Origin of the sequence: Mucilaginibacter sp. OK268 (assembly GCF_900103125.1) — a bacterium.
Lineage (GTDB): Bacteria > Bacteroidota > Bacteroidia > Sphingobacteriales > Sphingobacteriaceae > Mucilaginibacter.
Map to the genome: position 1 here is coordinate 975,499 of NZ_FNJV01000001.1, position 25,965 is coordinate 1,001,463.

Annotated in this window: 20 protein-coding genes; 13 read left to right on the forward strand and 7 right to left on the reverse strand. The window is 41.9% G+C overall.

The features are described from left to right. Positions 1–8 precede the first annotated feature (8 nt). The gene (locus BLR84_RS04070) at positions 9–3,188 is read left to right on the forward strand and encodes an efflux RND transporter permease subunit (protein WP_090464679.1); all 3,180 of its coding nucleotides are present in this window, start codon (positions 9–11) and stop codon (positions 3,186–3,188) included. A 454-nt stretch (positions 3,189–3,642) separates the two neighbouring features. Next, positions 3,643–4,194 carry a hypothetical protein gene (locus BLR84_RS04075; RefSeq protein ID WP_143013824.1) on the forward strand — a complete coding sequence of 184 codons (552 nt, stop codon included), beginning with the start codon at positions 3,643–3,645 and terminating at the stop codon, positions 4,192–4,194. A 148-nt stretch (positions 4,195–4,342) separates the two neighbouring features. Here the strand turns inward: BLR84_RS04075 and BLR84_RS04080 are convergent, their stop codons facing one another. Next, positions 4,343–5,536 (reverse strand): pyridoxal phosphate-dependent aminotransferase, encoded by a 1,194-nt coding sequence (locus tag BLR84_RS04080; protein WP_176851942.1) that lies wholly within the window; start codon positions 5,534–5,536, stop codon positions 4,343–4,345. 90 nt (positions 5,537–5,626) lie between these two features. Between BLR84_RS04080 and BLR84_RS04085 the strand changes: the two genes are divergently transcribed. Genes BLR84_RS04085 through BLR84_RS04100 form a run of 4 tightly spaced genes read left to right on the forward strand, consistent with a single transcriptional unit; the run spans position 5,627 to position 8,914 of the window. After that, positions 5,627–6,601, forward strand: coding sequence for a cation diffusion facilitator family transporter (locus BLR84_RS04085; RefSeq protein WP_090464684.1), 975 nt, complete (start codon positions 5,627–5,629; stop codon positions 6,599–6,601). Further along, a complete protein-coding gene (locus BLR84_RS04090) occupies positions 6,601–7,047 on the forward strand; it encodes an NUDIX domain-containing protein (RefSeq protein ID WP_090464688.1) in 447 nt (148 codons plus the stop codon). Before BLR84_RS04085 ends, BLR84_RS04090 begins: the two co-directional genes overlap by 1 nt. Further along, complete coding sequence (gene bioA / locus BLR84_RS04095) at positions 7,044–8,309, forward strand: adenosylmethionine--8-amino-7-oxononanoate transaminase (protein WP_090464692.1); 1,266 nt, start codon at positions 7,044–7,046, stop codon at positions 8,307–8,309. Before BLR84_RS04090 ends, bioA begins: the two co-directional genes overlap by 4 nt. A gap of 2 nt (positions 8,310–8,311) precedes the next feature. After that, positions 8,312–8,914 (forward strand): hypothetical protein, encoded by a 603-nt coding sequence (locus tag BLR84_RS04100; RefSeq protein WP_218128203.1) that lies wholly within the window; start codon positions 8,312–8,314, stop codon positions 8,912–8,914. Between the two features lie 215 nt (positions 8,915–9,129). On the opposite strand, the gene BLR84_RS04105 is transcribed toward BLR84_RS04100, so the two are convergent. From BLR84_RS04105 to BLR84_RS04120, 4 genes are all read right to left on the reverse strand, one after another. Next, the gene (locus tag BLR84_RS04105) at positions 9,130–11,007 is read right to left on the reverse strand and encodes an LTA synthase family protein (RefSeq protein WP_090464695.1); all 1,878 of its coding nucleotides are present in this window, start codon (positions 11,005–11,007) and stop codon (positions 9,130–9,132) included. Between the two features lie 171 nt (positions 11,008–11,178). Beyond that, positions 11,179–11,823: a DUF4412 domain-containing protein gene (locus BLR84_RS04110; protein ID WP_090464698.1), complete on the reverse strand. Its 645-nt coding sequence runs from the start codon at positions 11,821–11,823 to the stop codon at positions 11,179–11,181. A gap of 75 nt (positions 11,824–11,898) precedes the next feature. Beyond that, positions 11,899–13,995, reverse strand: coding sequence for a ComEC/Rec2 family competence protein (locus BLR84_RS04115; protein WP_090464701.1), 2,097 nt, complete (start codon positions 13,993–13,995; stop codon positions 11,899–11,901). A gap of 148 nt (positions 13,996–14,143) precedes the next feature. Further along, positions 14,144–14,479: a MerR family transcriptional regulator gene (locus BLR84_RS04120; protein ID WP_090464704.1), complete on the reverse strand. Its 336-nt coding sequence runs from the start codon at positions 14,477–14,479 to the stop codon at positions 14,144–14,146. A gap of 194 nt (positions 14,480–14,673) precedes the next feature. Between BLR84_RS04120 and BLR84_RS04125 the strand changes: the two genes are divergently transcribed. The 5 genes from BLR84_RS04125 (at position 14,674) to BLR84_RS04145 (ending at position 22,368) form a co-directional block, all read left to right on the forward strand. Next, on the forward strand, positions 14,674–15,294 hold the full coding sequence (locus BLR84_RS04125; protein ID WP_090464706.1) for a hypothetical protein: 621 nt from the start codon (positions 14,674–14,676) through the stop codon (positions 15,292–15,294). A 527-nt stretch (positions 15,295–15,821) separates the two neighbouring features. Continuing rightward, positions 15,822–18,539, forward strand: coding sequence for an alanine--tRNA ligase (alaS, locus tag BLR84_RS04130; protein ID WP_090464709.1), 2,718 nt, complete (start codon positions 15,822–15,824; stop codon positions 18,537–18,539). Positions 18,540–18,984: 445 nt separating this feature from the next. Continuing rightward, the gene (gene gatB / locus BLR84_RS04135; protein WP_090464712.1) at positions 18,985–20,454 is read left to right on the forward strand and encodes an Asp-tRNA(Asn)/Glu-tRNA(Gln) amidotransferase subunit GatB; all 1,470 of its coding nucleotides are present in this window, start codon (positions 18,985–18,987) and stop codon (positions 20,452–20,454) included. A 2-nt stretch (positions 20,455–20,456) separates the two neighbouring features. Next, positions 20,457–21,581: a TlpA disulfide reductase family protein gene (locus tag BLR84_RS04140; RefSeq protein WP_090464714.1), complete on the forward strand. Its 1,125-nt coding sequence runs from the start codon at positions 20,457–20,459 to the stop codon at positions 21,579–21,581. A gap of 97 nt (positions 21,582–21,678) precedes the next feature. Further along, complete coding sequence (locus tag BLR84_RS04145) at positions 21,679–22,368, forward strand: response regulator transcription factor (RefSeq protein WP_076373414.1); 690 nt, start codon at positions 21,679–21,681, stop codon at positions 22,366–22,368. Positions 22,369–22,444: 76 nt separating this feature from the next. On the opposite strand, the gene BLR84_RS04150 is transcribed toward BLR84_RS04145, so the two are convergent. Together BLR84_RS04150 and BLR84_RS04155 are read right to left on the reverse strand one after the other, a co-directional pair. After that, entirely contained in the window at positions 22,445–22,675 is a 231-nt protein-coding gene (locus tag BLR84_RS04150) for a hypothetical protein (RefSeq protein WP_090464717.1), read from the reverse strand. Positions 22,676–22,865: 190 nt separating this feature from the next. Then, complete coding sequence (locus BLR84_RS04155; RefSeq protein ID WP_090464720.1) at positions 22,866–23,348, reverse strand: hypothetical protein; 483 nt, start codon at positions 23,346–23,348, stop codon at positions 22,866–22,868. A gap of 154 nt (positions 23,349–23,502) precedes the next feature. Between BLR84_RS04155 and BLR84_RS04160 the strand changes: the two genes are divergently transcribed. Together BLR84_RS04160 and BLR84_RS04165 are read left to right on the forward strand one after the other, a co-directional pair. Next, positions 23,503–24,222 carry an RluA family pseudouridine synthase gene (locus BLR84_RS04160; RefSeq protein WP_090464724.1) on the forward strand — a complete coding sequence of 240 codons (720 nt, stop codon included), beginning with the start codon at positions 23,503–23,505 and terminating at the stop codon, positions 24,220–24,222. Between the two features lie 67 nt (positions 24,223–24,289). Further along, positions 24,290–25,756 carry a hypothetical protein gene (locus BLR84_RS04165; protein ID WP_090464727.1) on the forward strand — a complete coding sequence of 489 codons (1,467 nt, stop codon included), beginning with the start codon at positions 24,290–24,292 and terminating at the stop codon, positions 25,754–25,756. Positions 25,757–25,965 lie beyond the last annotated feature (209 nt).

Genomic DNA, 25,965 nt, shown 5'->3' on the forward strand with positions numbered 1-25,965 from the left:
CAACCAGAATGATAGCAGATACCTTTATACGAAGACCAGTTACCGCTATAGTTATATCCTTAGTGATAGTAATTGTTGGTATCCTGGCAATAAGTAGCCTGGCCATAGGTCAGTATCCGGAAATTACACCGCCAACGGTAAACATCACCGGTACTTATACCGGTGCCGATGCGCTCACAGTTGAACAAACGGTTGCCACCCCTGTAGAAGTGCAGGTGAATGGTACACCAGGCATGACCTACCTGCAAAGTAACAGTACCAGCAATGGCGCTATGAGCATGACCGTTAACTTTGAGGTGGGTACTGATATTAATATAGCCGCTCTTGATGTGCAGAACCGTGTGGGGATTGCCACGCCAACATTGCCACAAGAGGTACAGCGCCTGGGTTTAACAGTGCGTAAACGTAACCCCAGTATTTTGATGCTGGTGGCTATGTACGCCCCGAAAGGCTCACATAATGTTACTTTTTTAGATAACTATACCAACGTTTTTGTTCGTGACGCGCTTTTACGCTCCAAAGGTGTGGGCGATGTGTTTACACGTGCCGATGACTTTAGTATGCGTATATGGCTTAAGCCTGATAAGATGGCCGCTTTAGGAATGACAGCGGGCGACGTAACCGCGGCCCTGGCCGAACAAAATGCGCAGGTAGCTGCAGGTTCAGTAGGTTCAACGCCGCAGGAGAACGGGCAGCCATTTGAATATACGGTTTTGGTTAAAGGGCGTTTAAGCAGCCAGGTCGAGTTTGAAAATATTATTGTACGTACACAGCCCGGTAACGGTGCTATTGTGCACCTGAAAGATGTGGCCCGCGTGGAATTAGGTAAGTTTAACTATGCCGGTAACTCCTTTGTTGATGGTAAACGTGCTTCCTATTTGCTGGTTTATCAGGCACCGGGCAGTAATGCCATTGAGACTGCAAATAATGTGTACTCCACCATGGAGCAGCTCAAAAAATCATTCCCTGCCGATGTGGACTATGTAGTACCTTTTGAATCGGTAACGGTAGTAAAAGTATCCGTGAGCGAGGTAATTGAAACGCTGGTCATCGCGCTGGTGCTGGTTATTGTGGTGGTATTCCTGTTTTTACAAAGCTGGCGCACTACGCTTATCCCGGTATTGGCTATCCCGGTATCTATCATTGGTACATTCATCTTCTTTATCCCGCTGGGTTTTACCATTAATACACTTACACTGTTCGGTTTCGTACTGGCCATCGGTATTGTGGTGGATGACGCCATTGTGGTGGTAGAATCGGTGCAGCACTATATGGACGAGGAGGGGATGTCGCCCAAAGAAGCTACGATACATGCCATGCGCGATATATCCGCACCGGTTATAGCCATAGCATTGATATTGGCGGCGGTGTTTGTTCCGGTAGGTTTTGTGCCGGGCATTGTTGGTCGGTTGTACCAACAGTTCGCTATTACTATCGCTATATCGGTATTGATATCGGCCTTTGTGGCACTTTCATTAACACCCGCGCTTTGTACGCTGATATTGAAACCTCGTAAACTGGATGAGCAGTCGAAAGGACTTGATAAGTTCTTCTTTAAATTCAATGCATGGTTTGAGCGGGTAACCGGCAGGTATCGTAACGGAGTTGATAAGAGTATTAAAAACTCCAAATTCATCATTATTATATTGGTATGTATCATTATAGGCACCATCCTGCTGTTCAGAGGTAAACCGAGCGGTTTTATCCCGACAGAGGATGATGGTCGTATTTACATTACCTATGATCTGCCCGAAGCCTCATCAACACAGCGTACCGTAAAAGTATTGCATGAAATGATGCGCACGTTGGATAGCGTCCCTGAGATTGGTCATTATGCGGCATTGGGTGGTTTGAACGCGGTAACCTTCGCAACCAAATCAAACAGTGCTACCATATTTGTGCAGTTAAAACCCTGGGATCAGCGTAAAGGCAAGCAACATACCATATTCCCTTTAGTGGCTATGCTGCAGAAAAAGCTTTCACGGTTTAAAGAAGCAAGCGTGGTTGTAATTCCGCCGCCGGCTATACCTGGTTTAGGTAACACCGCAGGTTTCTCGTTCATACTGGAAGAGAAGCAAGCCGGAGGGGATATCAAGTATTTTGAATCTGTAATGCGTAATTTTATAGCCGAATTAGGTAAACGCCGCGAAATTTCAAAAGCATTCTCGTTCTTCACCGCCCGTACGCCGGCTTATCAGCTTACCATCGACAGGGAAAAAACCAAAAGACTTGGTGTGGCGCTGTCTGATGTAAACGCGGCCCTGCAAACTTACATGGGTAGCTCCTACATCAACGATTTAACACTTTATGGCCGTACCTTCCGTGTGCTGGCCCAGGCCGATACCAACTATCGAACTAATATCCAGAATATAGGGCAGTATTTTGTACGTAACCAGGCCGGTACCATGGTACCGCTTAGCACATTGACTACTTATAAAGTAATTGAAAACGCCCCCTTAATATCGCATTATAACCTGTTCCGTTCTGCCGAGATTGATGGTAACCCCGCACAGGGCTACAGTAGCGGCGACGCGCTGAACGCCCTGGAAGAGGTGGCTGCTAAAACACTGCCGCAAGGTTATGGCTACGAGTTTTCGGGTCTGAGCCGTGAGGAAAAACTATCGGGATCAAAAACCATTTACATCTTTATGTTGTCCATAGGTTTCGTGTTCCTGTTCCTTGCTGCCCTGTATGAGAGCTGGTCGGTGCCATTCTCGGTACTGCTGGCCGTACCGCTGGGTGCATTTGGAGCTATCCTGTTCCTGACATTTAACCCAAGTTTGGATAACAACGTTTACGCGCAGATTGGTTTGATTACGCTGATCGGTTTGGCTGCCAAAAACGCCATCCTGATCGTAGAGTTTGCCAAAGAACGCGTGGATAGTGGTATGGAGCTGGAGAAAGCTACATTAGATGCTGTACGACTAAGGTTAAGGCCAATCATCATGACCTCCATGGCATTTATATTGGGTGTGGCGCCGCTGCTATTTGCAACGGGTGCAGGTGCGGTAGCCCGTCAAACCATCGGCTGGACGGTATTCGGTGGTATGCTTGCAGCAACTTCCCTGGCTATATTTATCGTACCGGTATTATTCTTTATTATCACCAGGTTTGCCTATGGTAAAGAGAAACTGGCCGAACTGGAAAAAAACTATGACCCGCATAAAGGGCATGAACCCGAGGTTTAGTACTTTCGGATTAAAACAAAAAAGGAGAGGCATTGCCTCTCCTTTTTTGTTTTAAAATAAATTGGATGGCATGCTGAGCGCCGTCGAAGCATGGTGAGGGGCTCTGCGCACGAGCCTTCGACAAGCTCAGACTGACAACCCTTTTTTGACTGTATTTAATAAAACCAAACAGAAATTCAGCGTTTACCTACACTTAAATATCCAGGCAGCGATCTTAGTTTTATGATTTTTTAATCTGAAATTAAGATTTGTAATCGAGAGTACTGATTTTTGGTTTGTAGTTGAAATGGTCTGATAGTCAGTTATTAAGGGCGGTTGAAGTCTGTTGACCATAATGAAGTAATCATGAAGGGCAGGGCACTGGCACATAAAACGGATGATAGTGGCAAAGTATTTGTTAAGATGGTGTTAATACAATAAGAATATTGTAGAGTTAGTACTAAAAAACACAGTTATGAAAACAATGACAAAAATTATAGCCGGAGCGTTTACCGCCTTAGCTATATTTATCGGAACAAATGTAAAAGCTCAAACAGTACCAAAAGACGCGTTGCGTTTGGGTATAGGTGTTGAAGGCTTATTGCCAACAGGTAACCTGCATGACATTTCCAATGTAGGTATTGGCGGTACAGCGCGTTTACAATACGGAATAGCCAATAACCTGGCATTAACCCTTACATCAGGTTACTACAACTTTTTTGGTAAAAAGATCGGAGATGGTACAGATGTAAAATACCCATCATTGGGTATGGTGCCAGTTAAAGCTGGTATCAAAGCCTTCTTTACCGATAATTTATATTTTGGTGCAGAAGTAGGTGCCGGTTTTGAAACCAAAGATTTTTATGCAAACGCCGATGGTTCAAAGAACACCAAGCTTATTCTTGCCCCAGGTTTAGGCTATGCATCTAAATCATGGGATGTAGGTGTGCGTTACGAAAATTATTCGGGCCAAAGTAATAACTATGGTACCCTTGGTTTACGTATAGCTTACGGGTTTGGTTTGTAATTTTACAAAAACCATTTAAAAAAAAGCCCCTCAGCATTTGCTGAGGGGCTTTTTTTGTTGTCTGAATCAGAATTTACAGAATTTGAGGATTAACAAAATGACATTAATTATTCTGTGAATTTTAAAATTCTGCAAATTCTGATTCTGACTATTTCAATTTACCCAAGGCTTCTTTGATCCTGCGCACAGCTTCTATCAGTTTATCCTCAGCAGCCGCGTAGGAGATCCGGATAGATGATGGATCACCAAAAGAATCACCGCCTACTGTTGCCACGTGACCTTCTTCAAGCAGGTAAATGCTCAGTTCGTCTGCATCTTTTATGGTTCGGCCGTTGTAGCTTTTGCCAAAGAAAGAGGTCACATTCGGGAAAAAGTAAAACGCACCATCGGGCAGGTTAACTTTAACGCCTTCTACATCACTTAAGAGCTTGTAAACAATATCACGGCGTTTTTTGAAGGCTGCACGCATTTCCAGTACCGATTCTAATCCACCCTCGTAAGCGGCAACACCCGCGCGTTGCGTAATAGAACAGGTACCCGAAGTGATCTGGCCCTGCATTTTATCACAGGCAGCGGCAATTTCGGAGTTAGAAGCGGTGTAGCCAATTCTCCAGCCGGTCATGGCAAAAGCTTTTGACCAACCGTTGATGATCACTACACGGTCTTTAATATAATCAAACTGTGCTATCGACTCATGTTTATCAATAAAGTTGATGTGCTCATAGATCTCATCGCTCAGGATATATACATGCGGATGTTTTTCAAATACTTTGGCCAGCCCTTCCAACTCATCTTTGCTGTAAACGCTACCGGTAGGGTTACAGGGAGAGGAGAACATGAACAGTTTGGTATTTGGCGTAATAGCTGCCTCTAACTGCTCAGGGCTTATTTTAAAGTTTTGTTCAACAGTAGTATTAATGAATACGCTTTTACCTTCGGCCAGTTTTACCACTTCTGAATAAGATACCCAGTAAGGAGTAGGGATGATCACCTCTTCGCCCGGGTTTACCAAACATAATACAGCGTTGGCAATAGCCTGTTTGGCACCGGTTGATACTACAATCTGGCTGAAATCATAATCAAGGTTGTTCTCGTTCTTCAGCTTGGCAACTACAGCCTTGCGCAGGTCGGGATAACCGGATACAGGGGTGTAGTAGGTAAAGTTTTTATCCATGGCCTGCTTCGCTGCCTCCTTGATGTGCTCAGGGGTATGAAAGTCAGGTTCGCCAAAGCTAAGGCTGATCACGTCGACACCTTTAGCGGCAAGTTCACGGCCTAATTTGGCCATCTTAATTGTTGCAGATTCGGACAAGTTATTGATCCGGGTACTTAATGCGCTCATATAAATTATGTTATCGCGGCAAATATAGAAAATAACTTTACTGCTACTTACGCTTGTTATTTATAAATTTGTCGCCTAATAAAGATTGGCTTGAAAGAACAAAAAAGGATCATATTAATTTCGCTGATTACAGGTATTGTGCTCATGCTGGCGAAGTTTGGAGCATATTTTTTAACAGCATCTAATTTTGTATTGACCGATGCCGCCGAAAGCATTGTAAATGTAATTGCCAGCGCTTTCGCCTTCTTCAGCATCTATCTGTCGTCACAACCCCGGGATGAGAACCATCCCTACGGACACGGCAAGGTCGAGTTCTTCTCCGTTTTTATTGAAGGCTCATTGATCGGTATAGCCGGTGTGATGATCATCATCAAATCTGCTTACAGTTTACTATATCCTAATGCCATCCATGACCTGCTTACCGGTGCTGCTATTATTGGCGCTACAGGACTTATAAACGGGGCACTGGGCTACTACATGATACAAAAAGGCAAGGCACTACGCTCCATCACACTGGATGCCGACGGCCGCCACCTGATTGCCGACATGGTAACCAGCATCGGACTGGTGGCGGGTTTATTGCTGATCAGGTTTACTGGCATCTTATGGCTCGATAGTGGTTTATCTATCCTGGTGGCATTGTACATTATATATAGTAGTTATAAGTTGATCCGTAAGTCGGTAGCCGGCTTAATGGATGAGGCCGATTTTCAGGTGGTAACCGATATTATCAATGTACTGAGCGAAAAACGCCGTGAGTCCTGGATTGATGTACACAACCTGCGCGCCCAGAAATATGGCAACGAACTGCATATCGATTGCCACATGACCCTGCCCAATTATTTTGACCTGAACAAGGCACATGCCGAAGTTTCATTGGTTGATAAGCTGATCAATAAAGAGGTAGGCATCAAAACGGAATTGTTTATCCACTCAGATCCCTGCGTGCCCGATTGCTGCCACTACTGCAGCATGCCCAATTGTCCTATCCGGTCTGAACCACAAACGGAGGTTATTGCCTGGACAATGGATAAGGTAGTGCGCAATAAAAAGCATTTTGAATAATGAAAGATGAATATTTTAACGTACGGGTATACGGCCTGCTGATCAACGAGCAAAGCGAAATACTGATTAGCGATGAACAGGAATACGGACATCGTTTCATCAAATTTCCGGGTGGCGGATTGGAAATAGGCGAGGGGTTGATCGATGGGTTAAAACGTGAATTTGTAGAAGAGTGTGAGGCCGAAGTAGAGATCATCAGTCATTTTTATACCACTGATTTTTTTGTACGGTCGGCGTTTAACAACTCGCAGATCATCAGCGTATATTATAAAGTTAAAAATACAAGTCCATTAAATTTTCCTGTCAAAACCATCGCTTATGATTTTGACGGTGAGGGCGACGTGCTGCAGGCTTTCAGATGGGTAAAAATAGCTGAATTGACTACCGACGACGTCACTTTCCCTACCGATAAGCGCGTAGTAGAACTATTAAGAGCAGAACTATGAATTTAACTGAGCGTGATCTTAGAGTAATATGGCACCCCTATACCCAAATGAAAACGGCCGCACCGCCAATAGGCATAGTACGCGGCGAGGGGGCGGGCTTGTTTGATGAAGAGGGTAAAAAATATATCGACGCGGTATCATCTTGGTGGGTAAACATTCATGGGCATGCGCATCCTTATATCGCTAAAAAAGTATCGGAGCAGTTGTTTAAGCTGGAGCATGTGATATTTGCAGGCTTTACCCACGAAGGCGCAGTTGAACTGGCCGAAAGATTACTGGCCATTTTGCCCAACAACCAGCAAAAAGTATTTTATTCCGATAATGGCTCAACCGCTATTGAGGTGGCCATAAAAATGTGCCTGCAATACTGGCTCAACAAAGGCGATCAGCGTACCAAGATTGTTGCTTTCAAAAACGCCTACCATGGCGATACTTTTGGGGCTATGGCCGTAAGCGGTCGCAGCGCGTTTACAAAAGCATTTGATAGCTTGTTGTTTGAAGTAGAGTTTATTGACTTACCCAATGAGCAAAATATAGAAAGCCTCAAATCTCACATCTCACATCTCAAATCTCAACTGGCTTGTTTTATCTTCGAGCCCCTGGTACAGGGATCAGCCGGTATGATCATGTACGAAGCCGAATACCTGAACCAATTGATGGCTCATTGCAGGCAGGAAAATGTGCTGATGATAGATGACGAGGTATTTACAGGTTTTGGTCGCACAGGCAAACGTTTCGCTTGCGATCATGTGCAGGTTCAGCCTGATATCTTGTGCTTCTCTAAAGGCCTTACAGGCGGTACCATGGCATTGGGTTTAACCACCTGTACCCAACAGATCTACGATGCTTTTTTGTCTGAAGATAAGCTTAAAACATTGTTTCACGGGCATTCCTTTACCGCCAACCCGGTTGCTATCGCAGCGGCGCTGGCCAGTTTGGATCTTTTCCTGGAGCCAGCTACGGCGGCCAACATGCAGCGTATCGAGGCATCGCACCGACAATTCGCTGCTAAAATAGAACATCATCCTAAAATAAAAACCATAAGGCAAACCGGTACCATACTGGCTATGGAATGGGAAACGGGCGATAATACTTCGTATTTTAGTTCGCTGCGCGATAAATTGTATCACTACTTTCTGGCCGAAGGTATTATATTGCGCCCGCTGGGCAATGTTATTTATATTTTACCCCCATATTGCATTACTGATGCCGAACTCGGTTATGTTTACAGCAAAATTGAGCAGGCACTTGAAGAAATATAACTATGCTGAACACACTATTACCCCAAATAATTGCTGATAACGAATTGCACTCCCGCTGGTTAAATACGCTGTCGCTGATGGAAAATACCGGCGCGCGTAAAATATCTGCCAGCGAAGATCCGCATACCGTTACTTATATCATACTCAAACACGCCGCCGAAGAGCATCGTCATGCTTTCTATCTTAAAAAACAGCTCGAAAAAATAGGTGTAGAACTACCAACCTATGCCGCGGAATACCTGCTGGCTCCCGGTTCAAGCAAATATTACCTGAACCAACTGGATGTGGATGTTTGCCGATACCTGAAAAAAGAATTGGGCCTGAGCGGCAGCGAACTGCGTTTTGCAGCCTATTTGCTGGTTACCTATGCTATTGAGGTTCGTGCCGATGAATTATACCCTATTTATCAGGACGCGCTCGACGAAGCCGGTAGCAAGGTAAACGTAAAATCGATTATTTTAGAAGAAGAAGGCCATCTGGAAGAAATGCTGAACCAACTGCACAAATTCTCTCCCGATTGGGAACGTCATGCCAACAAAGCTGTTGCCTTTGAAACCAAACTGTTTAACCAATGGGTGGAGCAGCTGGGGAAATCGCTGAGCTAAGTCAAAAATCAAAAGTAAAAAGTCAAAAAATACCTGTCCTGTCATCCTGAACTTGTTTCAGGATCCCACAGGACGACAGTTTGATATGTTGTACACCCTAAATGTGGGGTGCCGAAACAAGTTCGGCATGACTAAGTTTTAAAGAAATCCTATAATCCTTCAATCCTACAAATCAAGGTTCAGAAAAAAATCAACGTAATCAAAAAAATCAACGGTCAAAAAGCCATATACTCCGTATACACCAGTTGCAAAAAGGCTTTGCCCTGCTGTAAGGTTTTATCTGTAGTAGCTTCTCCTGCATTCTTATTGCCTTTATAAACTATCCTGCGGCCCGAGTTATCATAGGAGATGCTTTGCTGCGGTGTCATAAATCCAAAGCCGTTATCCCAGTTAAAAAAAGCAAAGTCCTTACTGGTTGGGTTAAGCAAGTCTTTAGACCAGGTAAATTGGTTATGTGATATGTCCAGTTGAGCTAACAAGGTGGCCGCGATATCGGTTTGTCCGCCTAATTTATTGATCTTTTTACCCCTGTATTCCGGTTTGATCGCATCGCCAAAAAACAATAGTGGGATATGGTATTTGACCGGGTCATAGGCTTCGGCAATATTGCGGGGCAAGCGGTGCCCATGATCTGCCACCAGGATAAATAAGGTATTTTTATACCAGGCTTGTTTTTTTGCCTGCTCAAAATAAGCGTTCAGGCAGGAATCGGTAAAGTAAGCCGTGCTCCTGAATTGATTGCTGGCATCACCATCCTCATCGGCTGGAAAATGCGCTTTTACCGGCAACACAAAAGGCTCATGATTGGTTGATGTTTGCAGGTACGAAAAGAAAGGTTGTTTTTGCTGCTGCGCGAATTGCAAATGTTTACTGAGCAGTACATCATCATAAACACCCCACTTAGTTTGTACTTGCGCTGGGGCGAAGGCGCTTTCATCGGTAATTTGCTCAATCGCATGGCTGTTCATGAATATATTAAAATCCATGTAACTGCTTTTACCACCATAAAAATAAGAGGTATGGTATCCCGCGCTTTTAAACACTACGGATAGGGCGGGTAATTTCCGTTGTTTTAGTGTATCAGCAATAATGGTACGGATGGCTTGTGATGGGAAGCCGCTCATAATGGATATGATACCCTTATCCGTACGATCGGCCGAGGAATAAATGTTGTTGAATAATACGCCCTGCTGAATGAATTTCTCAAAATTGGGGGCAACACCTTTATCGCCACCTAAAGACTCAATGATGCTTGCCGTATAACTTTCCAGCTGGATGATCACCACGTTGGGCCGGTCGGTAGTCAATATTTTTAATGACGAGTCCGACTTAACACTAAACGAATCATGTACCAGCTTTTCCGCATCCACGGGCTCCATGAACATGTAGGGGTTGTAGGGCTTACGGAAATTCTCAAAAATGTTATTGAACAGGTTCCACTCGGTATTCAGGGCCGATTGGTTCAGGATCTCCTTGTCCGAAAAATAAGCCGCGTTTTGGTTGATGGGCTCCGTTTGTAAGCCACCCCGCATAAACAGGAAATTGACAAGTACCAGCAAGCATATCAACCCTATTTTAAGCCCCGGTTTGGCTACGGGCTTCTTGAAATTATAATCAATAACGTACCAGGATAGTAATGCTCCTGAGCTCAGCAATAGTACGCCAATCAGGATACACTTACCCACCGGTGATGAGCCCGAGGATGCCAGTGCCTCGGAAGGGGCATGATAAAACGAGCTAAATACCCGGAAGGTAACTTTGGTGCCCCATTCCCTGAAAATATTAAAGTTGAGTATAGTATTTAAGGAGATGCAGAACAGGATGATCCCCACATAAATTTTAAGCCAGATAGGTTTGATATGCCAGGAGGGAATGAACCAATTAATGATAAACACCAGCAAAGGGATGGTACAGATATAGGCCGTAGCCGAAGCATCCAGCCTAAAGCCGTAAAAAAATGTCTGGAGCAATTCGCCGAAACTGGCGCCGCGAATTTTATAAAAAAAGTATAATTCAAATGTAAGCCGCGTGATCACGAAGAACAGCAGCCAGAATATAAAAAATCTGATTATACTAAAAAGGTTTCTTAACATAAAGGGGTACAAAAGTAGTACTTTAACCTTAATGTTAAGAAACCTTTAATGAATTGTTAGTGAAGAGAGAACGTATCAAGTAATTAGTATCAAGTATCAAGATTTTTTGCCGACTGAAAATATCGCGTTTCAGGGGCTTGATACTTGATACTAACTACTTGATACTAATTTTTATCTGCCGCCGCTCATGGCTTTCAAATCATCCAGAGATATTTTTTCGAAATCTGCCGGAATGCCGAATGTGCCCGCAGGAGCTTTCTCGTCAACAATACTCTTAACAGTAACATCAGTGCTTTGACCCTGGCTAAATGAAGTATATTGTACCGGGAAGCCGCCTATTTCCCTGTAATATTTGGCAATACCAGTTATCGGAACAACCACATCGTTGGTGATCCAGATATCATAGGTCTTTTTAGTTTTTGAATCCGTAGCTACTACTTTTTTGCAATTAAAACCCGAAATCTGTTTAGCTTCGGTTGATGGCGCGAAAGTAAAAGTTGGCATATCTGCCATAGCCTGATCTACTTCATCAGGCGTGGCGATAGCCGCTTTTTTAATGCTGGCAACGGGAACGTCAACCAATATAGCCATTGATTTTCCGCTTACATCGGTTAATATTTTTATAGTAGCAGGACCTGTAGTAAATGTGAACGCGTTTGAGTCGGCACGGAAATACCCTTTCGCATTAACTTCCTGACCCCTCATATTGGTAGTAAAGTTAACAGTACCTTCAGTGTATTTTTTCTGCGCGCTGGCGCTCATGGCTGTTGCGGTAAGAGCCAGGCCCAGGGCAACATTAAAAAATTTAATATTCATAGTTTTTGTTTGATTTATACCAATTTACCTGTTTTTGATTAAAAGACAAATTTATTAGTGTTTGGTTTAATTTTTTCAGTTAGATACGGCAATTAACGAAATGTTACGCTTTAATACGCTATAATTTATATGCTTTTCCTTCGCTTGTTGTTCAAGCAGCTCAATAAGCTTAGTGCTATTGCTGCCATCAATTACAAGTGTTTGATAATCATAATTCTTGTTGATGGTGTTTAGATCGGCGTATGGGTTGCCGGTGATATACAAATAATCGGTTTTTAGTTTTTGGGGTAACTGTAACGAGAGTATTTGCTTGTCAAACACCATAATCTTTTTATTGTTGAACTGGATAAAACCTCCTTGTTTTTTCAGATAACTTTTGCTGATACCCTGGTTAAGGGTATATAATTCGGCATGGCTTATTTTGCAGCTATCCAGGTAGGGTTGTACAGCATATTTGTAGTTTTTATCGGTATCGGCCAGGTTGGTGAGTACAACAGCTTTGTCGCCACTTTTAAATATGATGCCGGTGTTTTTGCGGAGGTTCAAAAAAGCCACAGAGCTGCTATTATCTGCATGGTATCTTTTTATGCTGATACTTAGGCATAACAAGAACAGGCAGGCCATGCTCAATTTGAGCAACCATGATTTTTTATCATATAAAAAATAAAACAGGCTAATGATCAAAGTATAGGTAAGCAGGTACTCAGCCGTAGTAAACCATATTTTATTAATGCTGGCAAAGGGAGCGTGTTCAATAATGCTTAACGCTTTATTCATCAGGAGAATTGACTTCTCCAACACCCAGGCCAGCGTGGTCGACAGCCAGGGTACCCAGGCCAGCAGCAGGTAGGCTATGCCGCTATACATAATAACCATGGTAGGGATGATGATGAGTAGGTTGCTCAGCAAAAAGTAAACCGGGAACTGGTGAAAATAGTAAGCGCTTAAGGGAAAAGTGATCACTTGCGCGGCTATGGATACCGAACACAGCGCCCAAAGTTTATCGGCCCATTTGTTTTTGAATTTGAACCATTGATATACCACCGGCTGCAGCACGATCAACCCTGCTACCGACAAATAGGAGAGCTGGAAACCCACATCCGTTATAAAAAATGGATCGTATAGCAGCAGTAACAGGGCCGATATCGCCAGGATGTTGAGCATATTAATATGCCTAACAAAGGTATTACCGATAATGACCATACTGATCATAACCGCGGCCCGGCAAACTGCCGGCGAAAAACCCGTTAACATGGCGTAATAGCCTATCAGCATGATCATGATTGTCATTTTTAAAAGCCTGCCATATTTATAACGGTTTAGAAAGCCCAGCATCCACTGCATTAACAGATAAATAATGGCCACATGCGCTCCCGATACCGATAATACATGGATAGTGCCTGTTTTGGAGTAAGCCTGCAAAACATCATTACTGAGGTCGGCTTTGTAACCCAGTATGAGGGTAGAGGCTACAGCTATAGCGTTTGGATCATGGAGCTTCTGTTTAAAAAGCACCACCATTTGTTGCCGCAGTTTTAAAGCATAGGCAATAAAGGGATTGCCTGTATCATGCTTTAACAGTTTGTACTGTCCCGGAAATAAAAATACCTGGTAATAGATATTCTGATGGGCCAGGTATTTTTTATAATTAAACTCAGCCGGGTTAAAAGGTGGGTCGATAGGGGTGTGGGTGGCGGGTACCAGCAGTTCATCGCCATATTGCAGGGCAATGGCATCGCTGTCCTTCAGGGTCAGCAGTAAGGTGCCCCTGACATCTGCGGTTTGCCGGTGGTTGATGCTTTGACGAACGGTAGCCGTAAACCGCACCAGTCCGTTTTTAAACTGGGGCTCGTTATTGATACTTACCGCCAGGTATTGTGACTGTATTTTTGAAAAATGCTGCCGGTTATTCAGTTCGTTATAACTGATCACGCTGATCCATCCGGCCGAAAATAAAATAAGACCCATCAACAGGCCGCCAATCCAGCGGGTTTTGTAAATAACCAACCGTTGGTAGTTTAAATTCAGCACAACAAATACGATAGCGAGACTGATAAAAGCAATGGTTAGGGCAGGCAAATAAACAGCCGACAAAAACTGGATCCCTGTGGCCAATCCCAATAAAAAAGGTATAAGCAGAATAATAACCGGGATTTCGCCTTTATGATTCACGATGGATAAGAGTCAAGAATTAAGAGTCAGGAGTCAAGATAGAAGAAAAAAATCAAGCAACCATAAAATAAAGATTTCTTGTAGAGATTTGAGGTTCGATAAACGTTGTTCCCAAGTCTTGATTCTTGTCTCTTGATTCTTGCCTCTCTTATAATTGGTCCCTAACTTCGAGCAGGAATTTTTTGATGTTTTCGAGCGAATCGATCACGCGCTGGTTCTCTTTAGTATCGCTCATATTATGCTTCAGATGTTCTTTGGCGCCATTGAGCGTGTAACCTTTATCGCGGATAAGGTGAAAGATGATCTTGAAATTCTCGATGTCCTCGGGGGTAAAATAACGGTTGCCTTTTTTATTTTTTTTGGGTTGCAACACATCAAATTCTTTCTCATAGAAACGGATAAGCGATTGGTTCACATCAAACATGGCCGATACTTCGCCCATGGTGTAATACATTTTGCTTATTTCGCGGTCTTTATAAGGCATACGCAAAGATAAATTTTATTTTGGATTTGCGATTTCGTAAAAATATAAGTCGTGAAAAGCACAAGTCGGCCATCCGCATTATCCTCAAGTGCAAGACTTGCGGGAAATACGCAAAATAGCGGCAGAGTCAAAATTTTATATACTAATTATTAGTAATTTATTATGTTTGGCAACACATTTTAAATCTTATCTATATGTTAAACAAAACAATTTTAGCCGTAGCACTGCTTTTCGCGCTGACATCCTGTGGCAATTCCTCCAAAAAAGAAAATGAAGAAAAATCAGGCCTTGGTAAATTAGTAGAAGGCGCCAGCAATCTGGATAAATTGGCAAAGTCAGGCGAGAAACTGAAAGACCAGACAGAGAAACTTAAAAAACTTACACCGGCAACTACAGAGGAGCTGAAAGCGGTGGTACCCGAGAATGTGGGCGATTTCAAAAGAAAAAGCTATAGCGCGGGCGGCACCGTGGCCGATATTGTTGCTGCGGATGCGGAATATGCCAAAGAAGATAACAAAACTATCCATGTGAGTATTTTAGATGGCGCCGGCGAATCGGGCAGCGCTGTGGTTAGTTTATTGGCCATGGGACTAAGTATGCAAACCGAATCAGAGTCAAACGGTACTATCAGCAAAAACATCGAGATAGATGGTGTGCGTTATTCTACAGAAGACACTAAAAGCGCCTCCAGTGTAAGCTCTTCCCTTAAGTTTATACACAATGATCGCTATGCCATTACTTTGCAAGGCGAAGGCTACAGTCTTTCAGAACTACAGGACTTTTTAAAGAAATTGGATCTGAGTTCATTAAAGTAAACCAGTCGTATTGGAGTAGATATTCTGTCCGATATTGCTTATATTTGTATATACAACAGCCCGGTTATCCTGATCAGAAAGGATAACCGGGCTGTTTTGTTAAGAGATAAAAGGGCCCCAAAATAGACCGTTTTACATATAGTTATTTGACAGTCAATAAATTAATACTTTTTAAAGTTTTAAAAACACGCTAAAAACACGTTAAAATTTGTTAAAAAGTGTTAAAATGAGGTTTTTTTGAGTGCTTTTTAGCTGTTTTTAGCCTCTTTTTGAGCAGAAAAGTGTTAAAATTTAAGGTTTAAAAAGTTTTTTGGAAGAGCGGGGAGTGTCAGTCTGAGCTTGTCGAAGACTCGTGCGGAGAGGCCCACCCACCATGCTTCGACAGGCTCAGCATGACAGCCATATTTTGCAATAAATAAAACGCATCTGTACAAAATTTTTTACACGGTTGTAAAATATAATATACATCTGTACAAAAATTCACACTTTTGCACACTATACCGGTTTTGATAATAAAGCAATTATAAATGACAGCTACCGAAATACGACAGGCTTTTCTTGATTTTTTTGTTTCCAAAGGGCATATCATTGTGCCTTCTGCACCTATTGTAATAAAAAACGATCCCACCCTCATGTTCACCAACGCGGGGATGAACCAGTTTAAAGATATATTTTTAGGCGAAGCACCCGCCAAAGCGCCCCGCGTAGCCGACACGCAACGCTGCCTGCGTGTATCTGGCAAACATAACGACCTGGAAGAGGTAGGTATTGATACCTATCACCATACCATGTTCGAGATGCTGGGCAACTGGAGCTTTGGCGACTATTTTAAAAAAGAAGCCATCGCCTGGAGCTGGGAGCTGCTCACCGAAGTTTATAAATTGCCTAAAGACCGCCTGTACGTAACCTATTTTGAAGGTGACGAAAAGGAAGGACTGGAAAAAGATACCGAAACCTACGACTTATGGAAAGCCCTGGTTGCTGAAGATCACATCCTCCCCGGCAATAAAAAAGATAATTTCTGGGAAATGGGCGAAACCGGTCCATGCGGTCCATGTTCCGAAGTTCACTTTGACAGTCGCCCGGATAACGAGCGCGCCGAGGTAAGTGGAGCAACCCTGGTAAATGCCGACCATGACCAGGTAATCGAGATCTGGAATGATGTATTCATGCAATTTAACCGCTTAAAAGGCGGTGCATTGCAGCCGTTACCAGCCAAACATGTGGATACCGGTATGGGCTTCGAACGTTTGGTGCGCGTACTGCAAGGCAAAAGCTCCAATTACGATACGGATGTTTTCCAGCCGATGATCCAGTTTATCGCTGCAAAAAGCGGCAAAACCTATAACCGCAAAGCCAAACCCGGCGATGCCGATTGGAATGAAGCCGTAGCCATGCGCGTACTGGCCGATCACATCCGTGCTATCAGTTTTGCCATTGCCGATGGACAGTTACCAGCCAGTAATAAGGCAGGTTATGTGATCCGTAGGATCTTACGTAGAGCTGTACGTTATAGCTATCAAACTTTAGGTTTCAAAGAGCCATTCTTTAATCAATTGGTGCCCTTATTAGCTGAACAGTTTAAGGGGGTATTTGATAACCTTTATGCTCAGAAGGATTTTGTGCAAAAAGTGGTGTTGGAGGAAGAGTCGTCATTCTTAAAAACATTAGAAAAAGGCATTAACAGATTTAACAATTACACTTGGGATTACGAAGCAATTCGTGAGACAACATCAATGTCGGAGCTGAATAAATCGTTTGATGATGTAAATGAGTACAGTGAAGAGAGACGAAAGAAAATGATAGCTGGTAAATTTGCATTTGAATTATCAGATACATACGGATTTCCTATCGACTTAACCGAGCTTATGGCTCGTGAAAAAGGTTGGACTGTTGATATTGACGGCTTTGAAAAAGCGCTCCAAGAACAAAAATCCCGCTCCCGTGCGGCAACTGCCATTGATACCGGAGATTGGGTTGTTCTAAGAGACAATGATAGCGTTGAGTTTACCGGTTATGATGAAACCGAAACCATTGCCCATGTGGTGAAATATCGCAAGGTAACCGCTAAGGGAAAAGAGCAATACCAGATCGTGCTGGATAAAACACCTTTCTACGCCGAAAGCGGCGGCCAGGTAGGTGATAGGGGTGAATTGGTTTTCCCTGATGGTGAGATCATCAATGTAACAGATACCAAAAAAGAGAATGGTCTGATCGTACATTTTGTAGATAAGCTGCCCGAGGATATAGATGATGCTTTAACCGCTATTGTTGATCCTGCCCTGCGCAATCAAACCAACAGTAACCACTCGGCTACGCACCTGCTGCATGCCGCCATGAAACAGGTATTAGGAAGTCACGTGAACCAAAAAGGCTCATTGGTGAATGCAGATTACCTGCGTTTCGATTTTTCACATTTCGCCAAAGTAACCGACGAGGAACTGGCCCAGATAGAAGCTATTGTGAACCAAAAGGTACGCGAGAATATCCCGCTGAAAGAAGAACGCAGCGTATTATATGCCGAAGCCATCACCAGCGGCGTAACTGCCCTGTTTGGCGAAAAATATGGTGAGTATGTACGTGTGATCACTTTCGATGATGAATTTAGTAAAGAGCTTTGCGGGGGTACGCATGTAAAAGCTACCGGCCAGATAGGTTTCTTTAAAATTGTGGCCGAAAGTGCTGTAGCTGCCGGGGTACGCCGTATTGAGGCCATCACCGGGGTTGCTGCCGAGGTATATATCACCAATCAAAACCAGCTGATAGATCAGTTAAAAGAGCTGCTCAAAAATCCCAAGGACCTGGCCAAAAGTGTAGAGAGTCTGTTGGATGAGAACGCTAAACTGAAAAAAGAGATCGAAAAATCGATCCTGGAAAAATCATCAGGCTTAAAAAATGAGCTGGCACAAAAGGTGGAAGCCATCAATGGTATCAATTTTATCGCTCAAAAAGTAGCCCTACCCAATGCCGAAGCGGTTAAAAACCTGGCTTACCAGCTAAAAGATATCGTAACTGATCTGTTCCTGGTGCTGGCTGCCGATTTTGACGGTAAACCAAGTCTGACGGTAATGATAGCCGAAAACCTGGTAAAAGAAAAAGGCTTGAACGCCGGTAATATTGTACGCGAACTGGCCAAAGAGATCAAAGGCGGTGGCGGTGGTCAGCCATTCTTTGCAACCGCAGGCGGCAGTGATGCCAGCGGATTGGATGCTGCTTTGGCCAAGGCTAAAAGCTTTATTGGATAATAATATTAAGGAGACACATGTAATGTGTCTCTACAAAAGAAATAAACGTAGAGATGCATCACATGCGTCTCATGCCTGAAAATCACCCACAAAAAAAAGACCGCGTAATAGACGGTCTTTTAATTGTTAATATATATTGGGGATATAAATGCTTATTTGTATGGATAGACGAGCCAAAATTCAAAAGGTTTAAAAGCATTAAAATATTTTTTCAACGACCTCCCATGGATAACTAAACGCTTAAATAAAACCACAACTATCAGGTAGTCCGTTTAAACTATACAAAATCAATAGTTTTACTTGGATGGTTAAACTCATTATAGCTATAAGTGCTGCTTTAATATAAATTTTATGCGTTGTTTAATAGTTAAATAGTGATTATACTGTATTAACTTTTATATATTTGACCTTACAATCAGTAAAATTATAGCTGAAGTTTTATTTTATGACAGTTCTCGCAAACGGGATAAGTGACAAGTACGAGTTGGTTGTAGGCCTCGAGGTACATGCCCAGTTATCCACTTTAAGTAAGGCATTTTCGGCCGATTCTGCCGCCTTTGGTGCCGAACCTAATCACCACATCAGTGCCGTATCATTGGGGCATCCCGGCACGCTGCCGTTCCTGAATAAAAGAGCGGTGGAGTATGCCGTAAAAATGGGCCTTGCCTGTAATTGTACCATCAATTTAAACAACAGCTTCGCCCGTAAAAACTATTTTTATGCCGATTTACCCAAAGGCTACCAGATCACACAGGATCAGGCACCGGTTTGTTTGGGTGGATATGTGCCCATAAGATTAGCCGAGGGTAAACAAAAAGATATCGCCATCCACCATATCCATATGGAAGAGGATGCCGGTAAAAGTATGCATGACCAGCACCATGCCGATTCACTGATCGATTTGAACCGGGCAGGTGTACCATTGATCGAGATTGTGACACAGCCTGATATCCGTAGCGCTGAGGAGGCCGGTCAGTTTTTGACCGAAACCCGTAAAATACTTCGTTATCTGGATATTTGCGATGGTAATATGGAAGAAGGCAGCATGCGCTGCGATGCTAACATTTCGGTTAGGCTGCACGGCGCAACCGAATATGGTAACCGTTGTGAAGTAAAAAACCTGAACTCCATACGTAACGTTCAGCGCGCTATTGAACATGAGTTTGCCCGCCAGGTAGATATCATAGAGAATGGTGGCCGTATAGATCAAAATACATTGAATTTTAATGCAGATACCGGCGAAACATCGGTTTTACGCTCAAAGGAAATGGCGAATGATTACCGCTATTTCCCGGAACCCGATCTGCCGCCATTAAGACTAACAGAAGAATACCTGGAAAGCATTCGGAAAAGTTTACCCGCGTTGCCAAACCAGTTGTATCATAAATATATCGAAGAACTCGGTCTTTCTGCGTATGACGCTTCGGTAATAACAGCCGAGCGTGACCTGGCTTTATATTTCGAAGAATTGACCAAACATACCGACCATTATAAAGCCGCTGCCAACTGGATCATGGGTGCTGTGAAATCGTATTTAAATGATCACGATGTTACCATCAGTAACTTTGGCGTTACACCCAGGCATCTGGCCGGTTTGATCAAACTTGTTGACAGTGGCGTGATAAATAATTCTGTAGCTTCGCACAAATTATTCCCTGCCATGATCAAAGAACCGGGTAAAACACCTGATGATCTGGCTAAGGAACTTAACCTGTTGATCAGCGCTGATACCGATGATGTAAGCCGTTTTATACGCGATGCCATTGCCAAATATCCAGATAAGGTTAAAGAATACCAGAAAGGGAAAAAGGGCGTTTTAGGCTTGTTTATGGGTGAGATCATGAAGAGCTCCAAAGGCAAGATCGATCCGCAGAAAACAAACCAGCTGTTGATAAAAGAATTAGAATCAAAATAAAAATGAAAAACCGCATTATTGCATCAGGCATATTTTTACTAACTATTTTCCTGTTTTCATGTAAGGATAAAACATCATTTACTATTTCGGGAGCTATCAAGAACCCAGCGGCCCTGAAAATGGTTTTCCTGTTAGAAGCAGACAGTTCGCAGGTAAAAATGATCGACTCGACCACCTTAAGCGAAAACGGTAAATTTCAGTTCAAACACCAAACGCTGTATGCCAACCTGTATAAACTGCGGGTAGGCGATGCTGTTTATGACCTGATCGCGAAAAATGGTGACGATATCGATTTCAGTACGGATCTGAAAGATAATACCCACTCTTATGTGATCACCGGATCTGATGATTCTGACAAGATCAAGGAATTTAACAAGATCAGCAATTTTTACGGCGAAAAAAACAACAAGGTGGTTGCCGAATACCAGGAGAAATCACAAGCCCTAGGTAAACAATCAGACTCGCTACTCAAGGTATATATGCCCATATTCCAAAAAAATATGGCCGACTACGGTACCGCCGTACTCAAATTCGTGAACGATAATAAAAAATCCCTGGCTGGCTTTTATGCCGCTACTTCATTAGATGTGTTTAAATACGAACCACAATTGGTGGCTTACGCCGATGAGATCAAAGGCAGTTTCCAGGATAACCCGGGTGTACAGCAATACATTAAACAAATGGAAAAGGTAAAACCTGTTTCTATTGGCCATAAAGCGCCTGATTTTACAACCGGTGGTATTGATGGCAAGCCTGTAAAACTATCTGACTATAAAGGCAAATATGTAATGATAGATTTTTGGGCTTCGTGGTGTATGCCATGTCGCCAGGAAAATCCTAATGTGGTAAAGCAATACAATGCCTTTAAATCAAAAGGGTTTAATATTCTGGGTATATCATTAGATAAAGAGACCGGAGCCTGGAAAAAAGCTATAGATGATGATAAACTAACCTGGGCACATGGATCAGATCTGAAAGGATTTGAAGGTCCAACAGAAACGCTTTATCATATTGAAGCCATACCTTCAAATTTTATCATTGATCCTCAGGGAAATATAGTGGCAAAGAACATTACAGGAGCCGATCTTGAAGCTTTTTTAAACAAAACATTTAGTAAGCCTCAATAAATCGTTAATATAAGGTAACCTTTAACAATTTGTTAATATTGGCTTAACTTTTAGCTTTTGTAAAGCGTATACTTTTATACAAAAAATTTAACGTGCCATGAGCAACTCCTCAAAACAGAAAATACTTATTGTTGATGATGAACCGGATATTTTAGAGCTGATCGAATATAATCTAAAAAAAGAAGGTTATCAGGTGTTTTTGGCCCGTAACGGACAGGAAGCCGTTGCTGAAGCAAAAAAATCACTGCCTGATCTTATCGTACTGGATATCATGATGCCGAAAATGGATGGCATCGAGGCTTGCCGCATTATGCGTACCATGCCTGAGTTTAAAAATACCTTTATGGTGTTTTTAACCGCCCGTAGCGAAGAATATTCTGAAATCGCTGGTTTTAACGTAGGTGCCGATGATTATATAGCCAAACCAATAAAGCCTCGTGCTTTGGTAAGCCGTATAAATGCCATTCTGCGCCGCAATGCCCCTGCAGAAGACACCCCTGATAACAAATTGGAAATTGGTAACCTGGTTATCGATCGCGAAGCATATTTGGTTTATAAAGATGGGGTTAAGGTAGTTTTAGCCAAAAAAGAATTCGAATTGCTTTATCTGCTGGCCTCAAAACCAGGTAAAGTATATACCCGTGAAGTGATCCTAAAAAATATCTGGGAAGACTCCGTAGTGGTTACCAACCGTACCATCGATGTACACATCCGCAAACTGCGCGAAAAATTAGGCGATGATTGTGTAGCCACCGTTAAAGGTGTAGGATATAAGTTTGAAGCTTAAATAATACGCACTAATAAAATAAAAAAAGCGATAGGGTCATCTCCCGTCGCTTTTTTTGTGAAGTGATTTTAACTTTTTAGCCGGTGAATTTGCCGGTAATGTCTTTCAATTTATCGCCTGCCTTGGCTTCTAAATCGTCAACCACGCCTTTTATTTTATCGCCGGTAAAGTCGGAGGCTTTTTCTTTTAATTCATCTATTTCCTCTTCAACTTTATCCTTTGTGTTTTCCCATAGTTCTCCTGCAGATTCTTTGATCTTATCAAAAAAACCTTTTTCTTCTTCTGGTTCGTTCGGTGTAGTGCTCATGATGTTTTCCTTAAATTATGAATGATTGATTTATTTAGGTATTTACAATTAAAGTTAAAATTTATTTTACAATCTATTCACTAAATTGTAGGTAGTAATTTGATATAATTTCAACCGCAGGCTACATCTGCAGCATAAAAAAGCGGTGGAGTATTAACCCCACCGCTTTATCAAAATCTGTAATAAAGTTTTACTTAGCTGCATTGGCCTTTTTCTTTACTACCGTAGCTACTTTGGCTGTTTTTGTGGCCGCTGCTTTTTTAGCATCAGTAGCTTTAGTTTTTGCAGCGCTGGTAACTTCTTTAGCTTTTGCGGTTGCTTTGGCTTTAACATCAGTCGGTACCTTTTTTACTGTGGCGATTTCGTCTTTAGCTTTTGCTGTTACAGCTTTCGCTTTTGTATCGGCTTTGGCTTTTACATCTGCGGCAACTGTTTTTACTTTAGCAGATGCGCTGTCGGCTTTTTTAGCAACGGCGGCTTTAGTTGCTGTGGTTTTTTTAGCCACAATTGCTTTTTCAGTAGCAGCTTTTTCTTTTAGGGCATCTATTTTGTCTTCGGCTTTATCTTTTAGTTCTTCGGCTTTTTCTTTTGTGCTGTCCCAAAACTCTTCAATTGTTTCTTTAACCTTTTCAAAAAATCCTTTCTCTTCGGGTTTTGTTGCTTTGTTACTCATGATTGCTGTTTTAGATAGATATGTGTTAATTGAAGTATTTAACCATTATCATTAACCTTTGTTTTACAGCGAATTAACAAAGGTGGTTTTATGATCAACATCCCTCACTGCTGTTTAAATTATAAACCGTATTTTTGCCGGCTATATTTAGAGTATGAAGTTTCCGAAATTTGCCGACCTGATATTGTTTGAGAATGATGACGTGATTGTGGTAAACAAGCCGCCTTTCCTAAGTTCGCTGGATGAACGCGAAGGCGGTGAGATTAATTTACTGCGTCTGGCTAAAGTTTATTCAGAAGATGCACAGATATGTCACCGCCTGGATAAAGAAACTTCAGGAGCGCTTATTATAGCCAAAAATCCCGAAGCTTATCGTTTTGTATCTATGCAATTTGAAAAGCGCCAGGTTAAAAAGGTTTATCATGCCATTATTGATGGCACCCATACTTTTGATAATTTGCTGGTTGATCTGCCTATTTTAAACGTGGGTAAAGGTAACGTGACCATAAGTCGGCAGGAGGGTAAAAGAGCCGAAACCTGGTTTCAGTCATTGAAATACTTTAAACATTATACCCTGGTAGAATGTCGGCCTGTTACCGGTCGTATGCATCAGATCCGCATACACCTGGCTACCCAAAGAGCATCTATAGCGGGTGATGAAATGTATAAAGGTGAGCCGGTTTTTCTGTCAAAAATAAAACGTAAATACCATTTGGGTAAAGATCAGGAAGAACTCCCTATCATGAAACGTTTTGCCTTGCATGCTTACGAAGTTACCTTTAAAATAAATCCCGAAACAGAGGTTACAATACATGCCCCTTATCCTAAAGACTTTGAAACGCTTTTAAAACAGCTTGAAAAGTTTGATAGTTAATATTTCACCGGAATATTAATTTGCTTTTGCCATAAGCAAGCGTAAATTTATATAAAAATATGCTTGCATGTTAAAAATGCTACGCCTGGGTTTGTTGCTTCTATTGATCGGCTGCTTTAGCACAGCTTTTTCGCAGACTAATATTGAAAAAGACAGCCTTTTAAACTTTATCAGGCTAAGTGATAAAGATGTTCGTGATCAAAAGTTGGTAACCTATATCAAAACAAACCTGAATGATATTCCGGTACCAAAACTGAAAGCTAAAAAAGATTCTATAATCAAAGTAATTTCAGGCTATAATATTGAAAACAGGCAGGAGATTGTGTTTTTGATAGAAAGTATTGCACAAAGACGGTTCCTGAAATTCGATGAAGCTAAAAAGACGCTTTTAAAAGGCATTGAACTGGCTCAGAAAAAATCTGATCACTTTTTGTTATATACACTTTTTAGCCAGTTTGCATTTGTACAAACTGGCGAAGGTGATGCTATGGGTGCCATTTACAGCTATGGGTTAGCTCAGAATGAGGTGAAAAAGTTAAATAATCCTGCTTTAGAGGCTCTGTTATATGTGAATATTTCTGATATATATTACAAGAGCGGCTTATACAGCCAGTCGTTATTTTATCTGGATAAGGCCCAGGGCATCTGTGACAGATATAAGGTGCGTCGTTTGATCGTTTTAAGACTCATCAGTGATAACAAAGCCGAAAACTTTTTTAGAACCAGCAATTACGATTCTTTAAATACCTATCATCATAAACTACGTTCACTTGCTGATAAAACATATAAATTATATACCTCTGTAAAACGTACAGGTTATTATCTGCTTTTGTTAAAGCATAATTATAAAAGTGCTATACAAACCATCAATGTTTTATTAAAAGATAGTTCATATGTAAAAGGTGATATGGATGAGCAGTACCTGGCCAATGCTTATTTCGGTAATGGGCAAATTGATTCCGCGGCGTATGTGGTTAACAAATTACTGGCACGGCCATCATTGGTAAATCTTCCTGAAATGAAATTTCAGTTATATGAAATGCTTGGTGAAATAGCACAAATTAAAAATGATAATAAACTGGCTGCAGATAACTTTAAATTAGCACTGCAACAATCAAAACAACATATCAATAACCTTACCCAGGTAGGTAATGTATCGTCGCAAATGAAAATTAACGATGTGCAAAGCTTGTATTACGAAAATTTACTGGCATATAAAAAAGAGCGGTTAAGACTCCTGTTTATTTTAATGTTCACATTTTTGCTGGTAATTGTAATCGCTATTTTTTATCGCTCCAACAGACAAAAACGGCGTTATGAAAAGTTATTGTATGCTGCCCAGAAACAGGAGTTGGCCACTATCAACTCGCACGAGGTTCGCAATCACTTGTCAAATATATTGGGTTTGCTTGACCTTATGAACGATAAAGATAATAAGGGCAATGAGCTCTTAAAAACAAAAGATTATCTGCAATACTCTGCCGAACAATTAGATAAGGCTTTGAAAAACGTATCGAAAAAATTAAGTGATTAAAATTTAACAGACGTTTTTTTGCCATTTGTACTCTAAATAGTAAAAATCAAGCCTCAAAATATCCTCATATTTTGAGATTTTGCATTTTTAATAAAAAAGGATTGGTTTTGGTGCTTGAAAATGCGAAAATGATAAAATGGATTTTTGAACTCCTGATTTTTACGTATTTTCACTATAAAAATGATGTTTGTTGAAAAAAATTATAAAAA

Excerpts from the sequence above, each read along its gene's own strand:
- gatB (WP_090464712.1), top strand. The coding sequence starts at position 18,985 with ATGACAGTTCTCGCAAACGGGATAAGTGACAAGTACGAGTTGGTTGTA.
- BLR84_RS04105 (WP_090464695.1), bottom strand. The coding sequence starts at position 11,007 with ATGTTAAGAAACCTTTTTAGTATAATCAGATTTTTTATATTCTGGCTG.
- BLR84_RS04160 (WP_090464724.1), top strand. The coding sequence starts at position 23,503 with ATGAAGTTTCCGAAATTTGCCGACCTGATATTGTTTGAGAATGATGAC.
- BLR84_RS04155 (WP_090464720.1), bottom strand. The coding sequence starts at position 23,348 with ATGAGTAACAAAGCAACAAAACCCGAAGAGAAAGGATTTTTTGAAAAG.
- BLR84_RS04090 (WP_090464688.1), top strand. The coding sequence starts at position 6,601 with ATGAAAGATGAATATTTTAACGTACGGGTATACGGCCTGCTGATCAAC.
- BLR84_RS04110 (WP_090464698.1), bottom strand. The coding sequence starts at position 11,823 with ATGAATATTAAATTTTTTAATGTTGCCCTGGGCCTGGCTCTTACCGCA.
- BLR84_RS04120 (WP_090464704.1), bottom strand. The coding sequence starts at position 14,479 with ATGCCTTATAAAGACCGCGAAATAAGCAAAATGTATTACACCATGGGC.
- BLR84_RS04145 (WP_076373414.1), top strand. The coding sequence starts at position 21,679 with ATGAGCAACTCCTCAAAACAGAAAATACTTATTGTTGATGATGAACCG.
- BLR84_RS04080 (WP_176851942.1), bottom strand. The coding sequence starts at position 5,536 with ATGAGCGCATTAAGTACCCGGATCAATAACTTGTCCGAATCTGCAACA.
- BLR84_RS04165 (WP_090464727.1), top strand. The coding sequence starts at position 24,290 with ATGTTAAAAATGCTACGCCTGGGTTTGTTGCTTCTATTGATCGGCTGC.
- bioA (WP_090464692.1), top strand. The coding sequence starts at position 7,044 with ATGAATTTAACTGAGCGTGATCTTAGAGTAATATGGCACCCCTATACC.
- BLR84_RS04150 (WP_090464717.1), bottom strand. The coding sequence starts at position 22,675 with ATGAGCACTACACCGAACGAACCAGAAGAAGAAAAAGGTTTTTTTGAT.
- BLR84_RS04125 (WP_090464706.1), top strand. The coding sequence starts at position 14,674 with ATGTTAAACAAAACAATTTTAGCCGTAGCACTGCTTTTCGCGCTGACA.
- BLR84_RS04070 (WP_090464679.1), top strand. The coding sequence starts at position 9 with ATGATAGCAGATACCTTTATACGAAGACCAGTTACCGCTATAGTTATA.
- BLR84_RS04140 (WP_090464714.1), top strand. The coding sequence starts at position 20,457 with ATGAAAAACCGCATTATTGCATCAGGCATATTTTTACTAACTATTTTC.
- BLR84_RS04100 (WP_218128203.1), top strand. The coding sequence starts at position 8,312 with ATGCTGAACACACTATTACCCCAAATAATTGCTGATAACGAATTGCAC.
- BLR84_RS04075 (WP_143013824.1), top strand. The coding sequence starts at position 3,643 with ATGAAAACAATGACAAAAATTATAGCCGGAGCGTTTACCGCCTTAGCT.
- alaS (WP_090464709.1), top strand. The coding sequence starts at position 15,822 with ATGACAGCTACCGAAATACGACAGGCTTTTCTTGATTTTTTTGTTTCC.